General features: G+C 65.1%; 11 protein-coding genes. 7 read left to right on the forward strand and 4 right to left on the reverse strand.

Annotated elements, in window-relative coordinates; genetic code table 11:
- The 6 genes from AC16JP_RS11975 to AC16JP_RS12000 form a co-directional block, all read left to right on the forward strand.
- Positions 1–611 (forward strand): ATP-binding protein (locus AC16JP_RS11975; protein WP_484340845.1); only part of this gene is annotated, 611 nt, incomplete at its 5' end.
- A gap of 2 nt (positions 612–613) precedes the next feature.
- Complete coding sequence (locus tag AC16JP_RS11980; protein ID WP_484340846.1) at positions 614–1174, forward strand: ActR/PrrA/RegA family redox response regulator transcription factor; 561 nt, start codon at positions 614–616, stop codon at positions 1172–1174.
- A 44-nt stretch (positions 1175–1218) separates the two neighbouring features.
- A complete protein-coding gene (gene coaBC, locus AC16JP_RS11985; RefSeq protein WP_484340847.1) occupies positions 1219–2406 on the forward strand; it encodes a bifunctional phosphopantothenoylcysteine decarboxylase/phosphopantothenate--cysteine ligase CoaBC in 1188 nt (395 codons plus the stop codon).
- Entirely contained in the window at positions 2399–2845 is a 447-nt protein-coding gene (gene dut, locus AC16JP_RS11990; RefSeq protein WP_484340848.1) for a dUTP diphosphatase, read from the forward strand. The genes coaBC and dut overlap by 8 nt, the downstream gene beginning before the upstream one ends.
- Complete coding sequence (locus tag AC16JP_RS11995) at positions 2845–3591, forward strand: HesA/MoeB/ThiF family protein (protein ID WP_484340849.1); 747 nt, start codon at positions 2845–2847, stop codon at positions 3589–3591. Before dut ends, AC16JP_RS11995 begins: the two co-directional genes overlap by 1 nt.
- Positions 3573–3890: a hypothetical protein gene (locus tag AC16JP_RS12000; protein ID WP_484340850.1), complete on the forward strand. Its 318-nt coding sequence runs from the start codon at positions 3573–3575 to the stop codon at positions 3888–3890. Before AC16JP_RS11995 ends, AC16JP_RS12000 begins: the two co-directional genes overlap by 19 nt.
- On the opposite strand, the gene AC16JP_RS12005 is transcribed toward AC16JP_RS12000, so the two are convergent.
- Complete coding sequence (locus tag AC16JP_RS12005) at positions 3880–5229, reverse strand: MFS transporter (protein ID WP_484340851.1); 1350 nt, start codon at positions 5227–5229, stop codon at positions 3880–3882. The genes AC16JP_RS12000 and AC16JP_RS12005 overlap by 11 nt on opposite strands.
- 69 nt (positions 5230–5298) lie before the next feature.
- Here AC16JP_RS12005 and AC16JP_RS12010 point away from each other — a divergent pair, with 69 nt between their 5' ends.
- Positions 5299–6012, forward strand: coding sequence for a glutathione S-transferase N-terminal domain-containing protein (locus AC16JP_RS12010; RefSeq protein WP_484340852.1), 714 nt, complete (start codon positions 5299–5301; stop codon positions 6010–6012).
- A gap of 16 nt (positions 6013–6028) precedes the next feature.
- On the opposite strand, the gene AC16JP_RS12015 is transcribed toward AC16JP_RS12010, so the two are convergent.
- The 3 genes from AC16JP_RS12015 to AC16JP_RS12025 form a co-directional block, all read right to left on the reverse strand.
- Positions 6029–7309 carry a sugar MFS transporter gene (locus tag AC16JP_RS12015; RefSeq protein WP_484340853.1) on the reverse strand — a complete coding sequence of 427 codons (1281 nt, stop codon included), beginning with the start codon at positions 7307–7309 and terminating at the stop codon, positions 6029–6031.
- A 51-nt stretch (positions 7310–7360) separates the two neighbouring features.
- Complete coding sequence (acs, locus tag AC16JP_RS12020; protein WP_484340854.1) at positions 7361–9310, reverse strand: acetate--CoA ligase; 1950 nt, start codon at positions 9308–9310, stop codon at positions 7361–7363.
- A 76-nt stretch (positions 9311–9386) separates the two neighbouring features.
- The coding region (locus tag AC16JP_RS12025) for an SDR family oxidoreductase (RefSeq protein WP_484340855.1) at positions 9387–9722 on the reverse strand (336 nt) is incomplete at its 5' end.

A 9722-nucleotide genomic window follows, 5' to 3' on the forward strand; every position in this document is an offset into this window, starting at 1 on the left:
CCCGCGACCTGGAAAAGGCGCTGGCGAACGATCCGGAGTTCGGCCCGGATGTATCGCTGCTCAACCAGGAAGTGCGGAGAAGCCGGGAAATCCTGACCGGCATCTCCGAGCGGGCGGAGGCCGAACATCCGTTTCCCGAACTGGCGCTTGCGGCCCTGCTGCGCGAAGTGATCGAACCGTTCGAGCCGACGCGTGTTCCCGTCGAACTGACGTTCGGCTGGCAGGCGGGGGCAGGGCCGGTGGTGACCCGCACGCCGGAATTGATGCACGGGCTTGCCAATCTGATCGGCAACGCGCTGCGGCATGCGAACCAGCGCGTGTTCGTTGTGGCCGGAGAAACGGCCGACGAGCTTTGGGTGGTGGTATCCGACGATGGTCCGGGCTTCGGCGCAGACCTGCTGCCAAGGCTTGGCGAGCCGTTTCTTGGCCCTTCGGTTTCGCGTTCCGGATCGACGGGGCTAGGAATATTCATTGCGACAACGCTACTCGGGCGTACAGGGGGTGCGCTTCGATTCGGAAATCGTGCCGAAGGCGGTGCAAGGGTGGAATGCCGCTGGCGCAAGGCAGACATCGAAGCAGTCAGGGAACGAAAAAGGGAAGAGGGCCGATAACAATGGCCGATACGGAAAATGGCGCAGGCGACGGCGTTTCGCATGGAACATTGTTGCTGGCCGACGATGACAACAGCTTCCGGCAGCGGCTGGCGCTGACCCTGGGGCGGCGCGGTTTCGACGTGCAGGCAGCCGCCAGCGCCGAGGAAGCGCGGCAGTTGATGCGGCAGTTCCGCCCCGACTATGCAGTGCTCGACCTGCGCCTCGGCGACGGCAACGGCATCGATCTGGTGACGGAACTGCGCGGGCTGCATCCCGACACGCGGGTCGTCATCCTGACCGGCTATGGCAATCTGGCGACTGCGGTTGCCGCAGTGAAGGAAGGCGCGGTCGATTATCTGGCCAAGCCCGCCGACCCCGAGGATCTGATCCATGCACTGCTGGCGACGGGCGGCGAACGGCCCGAACCGCCCGCCGAGCCGATGAGCGCCGACCGCGTCCGCTGGGAGCATATCCTGCGCGTTTATGAACTGTGCGACCGCAACGTCAGCGAAACGGCGCGCCGGTTGAAGATGCACCGACGCACCTTGCAGCGTATTCTCGCCAAGCGCAGCCCGCGCTGAGGCGGCCGAGTGTTGGATTTCCGGGCCGCCGTCGCTAGAAGACCATGATGCTGAACGGAAGGCGGATCCTCCTCGTCATCGGCGGCGGCATCGCTGCCTACAAGGCGCTGGAACTGATCCGCGAGATTCGCCGACAGGGCGGCAGCGTCACCCCTGTCATCACCAGCGGCGGGCAACAGTTCGTCACGCCGCTTTCGGCGGCGGCGCTGGCGGAATCGCGCGCCTACACCGACTTGTTCGACCTGACCGCCGAAGCCGAAATGGGCCATATCCAACTGTCGCGCGCGGCCGATCTGCTGCTGGTGTGCCCGGCAACCGCCGACCTGCTGGCGAAGATGGCGGCAGGCTGTGCCGACGATCTGGCGACGACGCTGCTGCTGGCGACGGACAAGCCGGTGATGGTGGCACCGGCGATGAACGTGCGCATGTGGCAGCACGCGGCAACTGTCGCCAATGTGGCAACGCTGCGCGCCCGTGGCGTAGCAGTGCTGGAACCCGATGTCGGCCCCATGGCCTGTGGAGAGCATGGGCCGGGCCGGTTGCCGGAAGTTGCCAGCATCCTTGCCGCCCTTGCCGCGCATTTTGCCGAAGGGCCGCTGAAGGGCCGTCACATCCTGATCACCGCCGGCCCGACGCACGAACCGATCGACCCGGTGCGCTACATCGCCAACCGGTCGTCGGGCAAGCAGGGCTATGCCCTGGCCGGGGCGCTGGCGGCGATGGGTGCCACCGTCACGCTGATCTCTGGCCCGGTAACGCTGCCGACGCCGACGGGCGTTCGCCGGGTGGACGTGGAAACCGCGCGGCAGATGGCCGACGCGGTGGAAGCAGCGCTGCCTGCCGACGCCGCCATCATGGTGGCGGCCGTTGCCGACTGGGCCGTCGATCAGCAGGATCGCAAGATCAAGAAGGACGGGTCCGGCCCGCCGGTGCTGGTGCTGTCGGAAAACCCCGACATTCTGGCGGCACTTGCGCGCAGCGCCCGACGCCCGAAGCTGGTCGTCGGCTTTGCCGCCGAGACGAACGATGTCATCGCCCATGCGCAGGCCAAGCTGGTGCGCAAGGGATGCGACCTGATCGTCGCCAACGATGTGTCGGGCGATGTGATGGGCGGGGATCGCAACCTCGTGCATCTGGTCAGCGCATCCGGCGTCGAGACGCTTGCCGAAGGCCTGAAGGAAGATGTGGCGCAGGCGCTTGCGGCGCGTATCGCGGGGATGCTCGATGGTTGAAGTGCAGGTAGTGCGCATGCCTCACGCCGAGGGGTTGGCGTTGCCCGCCTATGGCACCGAGGGGGCGGCGGGCATGGATGTGCTTGCCGCAGTCGAAGCCGATCTGGTGCTTGCGCCCGGCGCGCGGACGGCGGTTCCAACCGGGCTGATGCTGGCAGTGCCACCGGGCCATGAAATGCAGGTGCGGGCGCGGTCGGGGCTGGCGCTGAAGGAAGGGCTTTGCGTGCTGAACGCGCCCGGCACCATCGACAGCGATTATCGCGGCGAAGTGAAGATCATTCTGGCCAATCTGGGGCAGGCGCCGTTTGCGATCACGCGCGGAATGCGGATCGCCCAGTTGGTGCTGGCGCCCTATGTGCGCTGCCATTGGGCGCCGGTGGATGCGCTGGACAGCACCGTGCGCGGGGAAGGCGGCTTCGGATCGACGGGCAGGCACTGATGCTGACGGATGCGGAACTGGAACGCTATCAGCGGCATATCGTGCTGCGCGAAGTCGGCGGCAGCGGCCAGCGCGCCCTGCGCGCGGCGACCGTCGCCGTGGTCGGCGCAGGCGGGCTTGGCAATCCGTGCCTGATGTATCTGGCGGCGGCAGGCGTCGGGCAGATCACCGTGATCGACGATGATGTGGTCAGCCTGTCGAATCTTCAGCGGCAGGCGCTGTTCACCACGGCAGACGTCGGCCGCCCGAAGGTCGAGGCAGCAGCCGAGCGCCTGCACGCGCTGAATCCGCATATCGTCGTCGAACCGATCGTGGCACGCCTGACCGAAGAAACGGCGGCGACGTTCCTGTCGCAGCATGACGTGATCGCCGATGGTTGCGACAATTTCGCGACCAGAAGCGCCGTGAACCGTGCGGCGGTCGCGCTGGGGGTGCCGCTGGTGTCGGCGGCGATCGGGCCGTTCGAAGGGCAGTTGGGCGTCTATGCGGGGCATCTGCCGGGCCAGCCCTGCTATGCCTGTTTTGCGGGCCTGCCCGAAGATGTGCCGGGCAACAGTTGCGCCGACATCGGCGTGCTGGGCGCGCTGGCAGGTGTGATGGGCGCCGCGCAGGCACTGGAAGTGCTGCGGCTGCTTGCCGGGTTCGGCGAAAGCCGGCTGGGGATGCTTTGGCTCTATGAAGGCCTGAGCCTCGCCACGCGGTCGATCCGGGTGCTGAAAGACCCGGCATGCCCGGTCTGCTCCTGATCGTCACACAGATGGCCGACGAGCGCCATGCCGCAGCGGTCGAGCTTGCGGCCTGTGCGGCGGCGCTCGGCCGCCCCGTCGCGGTGCTGGTGAAGGCCGAAGCGACGAAGGAACTGGCAAGGCCCGTCCTGCGGCCGGACTATCAGACGCTGGTGGATCTGGGCGCTTCGATCGCGGCCTGCCAGACGGCGATGGCGGCGCACGATCTTGCCGCCGACGATCTGGCGCCCGGCGTCGAGGCGCTGGGGATTCTTGCGTTTCTGGAAGGCCGGGCCGACTGGCAGGTCGTCATTGCATGACGGGGTCGTCGTTTTCGTCCTCGTCGTCGTCCTGCGCGGGCGGATCGCGCGACAGGACCGGGTTCGTCCACGCATAGACAGCCAACGCCGCAAGCCCCATCGCGCTCAGCCAATAGGGTAGCGACGGGTTCAGTTCATAAAGGCCGATGCCAACGGCAGGCGCCAGAACGAAGCACGCACCATTTACCGCCGTCACCGCACCGGCAACGCTGCCCTGTTCCTCGCGGCCGACGGCAAGCGATGATCCGGCCGTGAAGCCGGGGCGGGCGAAGCCGAACCCGGCCGACGACAGGGCAAAGGCCAGCGCAATCGCGTAAAAGCTGTGGGCGAACGCAATTCCCATCACGCCCAGTGCGCCGATCGCCGTTCCCCAGCGCATCAGTTGCCGTGGCGAAAGGTCGAGGATGCGGATCACCCCCCATTGCACCAGCAGGGTGGCGCCGGCGCCCGCCATGAAGGTAATCGCAATCAACTGCGTGGCTGGAACGCCTGCGTTCGCCGACGCGCGGTCGATGATCAGGAAGCCGATCGCCTGGCCGGTTGCCGCCTGCAACGAACCTGATGCAAAGCCGAAAACCATGAACGCCTTGATGCGGGGATCGGTCACGCGCATGCGCTCGCGTCGGCCGGTCAGGTTGGTTTCCTCGGCGGCGACGACGGTCGCCCCCGTCGACATGCCGCCGATCGTCGGCATCGATGCTTCGGCGCCGCGCCCGGCGTGCGTTGACGGGGTGTCGTCGGGCAGGCCCGCCTGAAGCCAGATCACCACGCCCAGCGCGATCAGCGCAAAGGCGAACATCGGCCCCGAGAGGTCGATCCACGGCAGAATGAACAGCGGCGCGATCGCCGGCCCGATGATGGTGCCAAGCCCGAAAGCCGACGCCAGCACGGCAAGAGCCGCTGTTCGTTCAGTCGAGCTGGTGCGGGCTGCGACATAGGCCTGCGCCGCAGGATTGGCGGCGGAACCAAAAATGCCGAACAGGCTGCGCGCCAGAGTGAACAGGACGAACGTCACCATCGGCGCCAGGATGCCCTTCAGGCCCAGCAGGATCACCGCCGCGCACAGCAGCATCGAGATGCCGAAGCCGGTGATGCCCTGCTGCATCAGCCGACGCCTGCCGCGCAAATCCGACTGCCGCGCCCAATAGGGTGCTGAAAATGTCCAGAACAGGGCCGACAGCGAGAAGACGACGGCAATCGCCATGTCGGGGATGTGGATTTCCCGCCCGATCACCGGCAGGATCGACTGCAATGCCGTGTTTCCGGCGGCCGTTACCAGCAGCGCGGTGAAAACCATGGCGAAATGGCTGCGCGGCAGGTTGGGATTCGGTGCGTTCACCCCCATCTGCTAGGCTGCATCGATTGCGATTGCACCCCCGGAATTTGCACATCCGGAATCTGAAGGATCTTGGTTGAGGAGCTGCTGATGTATCGCCTGCACTATTGGCCGACGCCCAATGGGCACAAAATCACCATGATGCTGGAAGAGCTTGGTGCGCCATACGAAATCGTGCCGGTGAATATCCGCACTGGCGACCAGTTCAGACCGGAGTTTCTGAAGATTTCCCCAAACAACCGGATGCCGGCGTTGGAAGATCTGGCCGATGGCGTTCATATTTTCGAGTCCGGTGCGATCCTGTTGTATCTGGCCGACAAGCATGAGCGGTTCATCCAGCCTGCACGCCATGCGCAGGGGCGTGCGGAAGTTCTGCAATGGCTGTTCTGGCAGATGGCGGGGCTTGGGCCGATGCTGGGGCAGGCCAACCACTTCCGCAACTATGCGCCGGAAAAGGTCCCCTATGCGATCGAGCGATACACCAACGAGTCGCTCAGGCTGCTGGGGGTGATGGACAGGCGCCTGGAAGATCGCGCCTATCTTGCCGGAGAGGAATATTCGATCGCCGATATCGCCTGCTATTCCTGGGCATCGTCGGCGGCGAAGCAGTTCGCCGGCGAACATCCGCTGCCCAACATTGCCCGCTGGTCGGCGGCGATTGCAGAACGGCCGGCAACGGTGCGCGCCTTTGCCGTGGCCGCCCGCCCCGAGTTTCAGCAGGGCGAGGCAACCGAGGAGCAGAAGAGGATGCTGTTCCAGCAGGGGCTGCACAGCGTCAGGAAATAGGCGAACCGGCCCGCCGTCAGGCGGCGGGCCTTCGGGCATAGACGCCGAACGCTGCAATCACGGCATAGCAGGCGGCAGGCAGCAGCAGCGCAAGGCCAAGGCTGCCCGTCAAGTCGGCCAGCGCGCCCGTTGCCAGCGGCACGACTGCGCCGCCGAAGATCGCGACGTTCAGAAGGCCCGAGCCATCTGCCGCGCGCGCACCCAGCTTTTCACAGGCGAGGCTGAAGATGGTCGGGAACATGATGGCGTTCATCAGCCCGATCGCCAGCAAGCTGTAGCCGGCGACTGCGCCGGTAGTGTTGATCGAAACCAGCAGCAGCAGGATCGCACCCAACGCCACCAGCGCCAGCAGCTTGCCGGGGCTGACGACACGCATCGCCGCCGAGCCTATGAACCGCCCGACCATCGCGCCGCCCCAATAGAGGCCGATCAGCCGCCCGGCGGATTCCGCGTCGAGGCCCATGACATGGCCCTGCATCAGGTAGCTGACGATCAGCGAGCCGATCGAAACCTCGGCCCCAACATACAGAAAGATGCAGAGCGCACCAAAACCGAAGCGCGGGCGCTTCAGCAGGTCGAACCCGACATGGCCGCTGCTTTCCTCGTTGGTATCGGTCGGCAGGCGATTGCGGAACATCCAGACTGCTGCCGCAACCGTCGCCAGCGCAACGGCGATCCCCAGATAGCCGTGTACGATCGCCTGGCTTTCGGCTGTGCGGTATGCATCGAGTGCCGGGCCGGTCAGGGTGGACGCGCTTTCGTGGGCGAGGCTGCCAAGGATCAGCGTGGCGCCGACGATCGGAAAGACGGTCGTGCCGAGCGAGTTGAAAGCCTGCGCGAACGTCAGGCGGCTATGCACCGTTTCCGGCCGCCCCAGCATCGAGATGAGCGGGTTCGAGACCACCTGCACGATCACCACACCGCTGGCCAGCACGAACAGCGCGAACAGGAACAAGGGATATGCGGCCGTGCCCGACGCCGGAATGAACAGCAGGCACCCCAGCATCATCGTCAGCAACCCGACGACCGCACCGCGCATGTAGCCAACCCGCTTCACCAGTTGCGCGCCGGGGATCCCGACCAGCAGATAGGCCGTGAAAAAGCAGAACTGCACCAGCATCGCCTGCGTGTAGCTAAGGGTGAACAGCTCTTTCAGTTTGGGGATGATCACGTCGTTCAGCGATGTGATGCCGCCGAAAATGAAGAACAGCCCGACGACGAAGACGCGCAATTCCGGCGCGTCGATATATCCCTCGGTCGGGCGCGCGTAGTTCGAGGATACAGGCGACAGATCCATCCAGAAGTCCTTGGTGCAAACGGGTTGATTTTGAAGTGTTGGTGTTCGGCTTCAGGCCGTGGCGGCAATGCGGTTCTTTACGAGATCGGCAACGACGCCTGGGTCAGCGAGGGTAGTGGTGTCGCCAAGGTTCGCGACGTCGTTTTCGGCGATCTTGCGCAGGATCCGCCGCATGATCTTGCCGGAACGGGTTTTGGGCAGCGCCGGGGCGAACTGGATCACATCGGGCGTGGCGATCGGGCCGATTTCGTGCCGCACCCATTGCACCAGTTCCTTGCGCAGGGCGTCGGTCGGGGTTTCACCGGCGTTCAGCGTGACATAGGCATAGATGCCCTGGCCCTTCACGTCGTGCGGATAGCCGACGACCGCCGCCTCGGCGACCAGTTCATGCGCGACCAGCGCGCTTTCCACCTCGGCGGTTCCCATGCGGTGCCCGGCGACGTTGATCACATCATCGACACGGCCGGTGATCCAGTAATAGCCATCGGCATCCCGGCGGCAGCCGTCTCCGGTGAAGTATTTTCCCTTGTAGGCAGAAAAATAGGTCTGGAAAAAGCGTTCATGGTCGCCCCAGACGGTGCGCATCTGCCCTGGCCACGAACGGGTGATGCAAAGATTTCCTTCGGCGATGCCATTCTGTACATTCCCTTCGGCGTCGACGATTTCCGGCGCGACCCCGAAAAACGGAAAAGTGGCGGAACCTGGCTTCAGCGCAAACGCCCCCGGCAGCGGCGCAATCATCGTCGCGCCGGTCTCGGTCTGCCACCATGTGTCGACGATCGGGCAGCGATCCTCGCCGACGACGCGATGATACCACTCCCATGCCTCGGGGTTGATCGGTTCGCCGACCGACCCCAGCAGCCTGAGTGACTTGCGGCTGGTTTTGGCGACCCACTCGTCGCCCTCGCGCATCAGCGCCCTCAGCGCGGTGGGGGCGGCATAGAATATCTCGACCTGATATTTGTCGATGATCTGCCAGAAGCGGCTGAAATCGGGGTGGTTCGGCACGCCTTCGTACATCACGGTCGTCGCGCCGTTCGCCAGCGGGCCATAGACGACGTAACTGTGCCCCGTCACCCAACCGATGTCGGCTGCGCACCAGTAGATTTCCCCCGGATTGTAATCGAACACCAGTTCGTGCGTCAGTGTTGCCCACACCAGATAGCCGCCGGTCGTGTGCAGGACGCCCTTTGGCTTGCCGGTCGAGCCGGAGGTGTAGAGGATGAACAGCGGGTCTTCGGCGTTCATCGGTTCGGGCGCGCATTCCGCTGATTGCGCGGCCACAAGGTCAGCATAGCGCACGTCGCGGCTTTCGTTCCAGGCGATGCCGCCGCCCGTGTGCGAAACGACGACGACCTTTTCCACCTGACCGGGGCGAAGCCTTGTCAGCGCCTCGTCGACATTGGCCTTCAGCGGGATGATCCGCCCGCCGCGCAGCCCCTCGTCGGCAGTGATGATCAGCTTTGAATCGCAATCTTCCACCCGGTTCGCGATCGAGTCCGGCGAGAAGCCGCCGAATACGACCGAGTGTATCGCGCCGATCCGCGAACAGGCCAGCATCGCGATCGCCGCTTCGGGGATCATCGGAAGGTAGATGGTGACCCGGTCCCCCCTGGCAACGCCCAGCGCTTTCAGCCCGTTGGCGAACCGGCAGACCGCTTCGTGCAATTGCCGGTAGGTGATGCGGCGGCCTTCGCCGGGGCTGTCGGGTTCCCACAGGATGGCGATCTGGTCGCCACGGGTGGCGAGGTGCCGGTCGAGACAGTTGGCGCTGACGTTCAGCGCGCCGTCGGCGAACCAGCGGATCCCGAAGTCGGCCTTGTCGAAGCTCCACTTCGAGACTTCGGTGAACGGGGTCATCCAGTCGATGCGGGCGGCTTCCCGGCGCCAGAATGTATCCGGATCGTCGAGCGACTGGCGGTAGAGCCTGGCGTAGCCTTCAGCATCCACCTTGGCGCGCGCGGCCCACGCCGCTGGAACAGGGTAGATGTTGCTGCTCATGAAATCCTCTCCCGCGCGATTGGCCCGCTCCCTCTTGCCCGAGACGATCGCCGAGCGAAAGCCCGGCGGCTGCGGATCACATTGCCGAAATGCCGCCGTCGATACACAGTTCCGTGCCCGTCACGAAGCGGGCCTCGTCCGAGCAGAGATAGACCGCGCCCCATGCCACGTCGTCGGGGTCGCCGATCTGTCCGATGGGAATCTGTCGACCAAGCTTCGCCTTCACTTCCTCTTTCGACATGCCCGTTGCCGTCTGGAAGTTGTCGAGGATCGCGGTGTCCATGAAAGTCGGGTGGATCGAATTGCAGGTGATCGCGTCGCGCTTCGAGGCGCAATGCAGCGCAACCGATTTGCTGAGGTGGCGGACCGCCGCCTTGGCGCTGTTGTAGGCAGCCATCCGCCCCGAGGCGAT

This window comes from Sandaracinobacteroides sp. (assembly GCF_057137845.1).

What these genes read in the sequence shown, in the direction of transcription:
- AC16JP_RS11995 (WP_484340849.1), top strand. Translation starts at nt 2,845, where the DNA reads ATGCTGACGGATGCGGAACTGGAACGCTATCAGCGGCATATCGTGCTG.
- acs (WP_484340854.1), bottom strand. Translation starts at nt 9,310, where the DNA reads ATGAGCAGCAACATCTACCCTGTTCCAGCGGCGTGGGCCGCGCGCGCC.
- dut (WP_484340848.1), top strand. Translation starts at nt 2,399, where the DNA reads ATGGTTGAAGTGCAGGTAGTGCGCATGCCTCACGCCGAGGGGTTGGCG.
- AC16JP_RS12000 (WP_484340850.1), top strand. Translation starts at nt 3,573, where the DNA reads ATGCCCGGTCTGCTCCTGATCGTCACACAGATGGCCGACGAGCGCCAT.
- AC16JP_RS11980 (WP_484340846.1), top strand. Translation starts at nt 614, where the DNA reads ATGGCCGATACGGAAAATGGCGCAGGCGACGGCGTTTCGCATGGAACA.
- AC16JP_RS12015 (WP_484340853.1), bottom strand. Translation starts at nt 7,309, where the DNA reads ATGGATCTGTCGCCTGTATCCTCGAACTACGCGCGCCCGACCGAGGGA.
- coaBC (WP_484340847.1), top strand. Translation starts at nt 1,219, where the DNA reads ATGATGCTGAACGGAAGGCGGATCCTCCTCGTCATCGGCGGCGGCATC.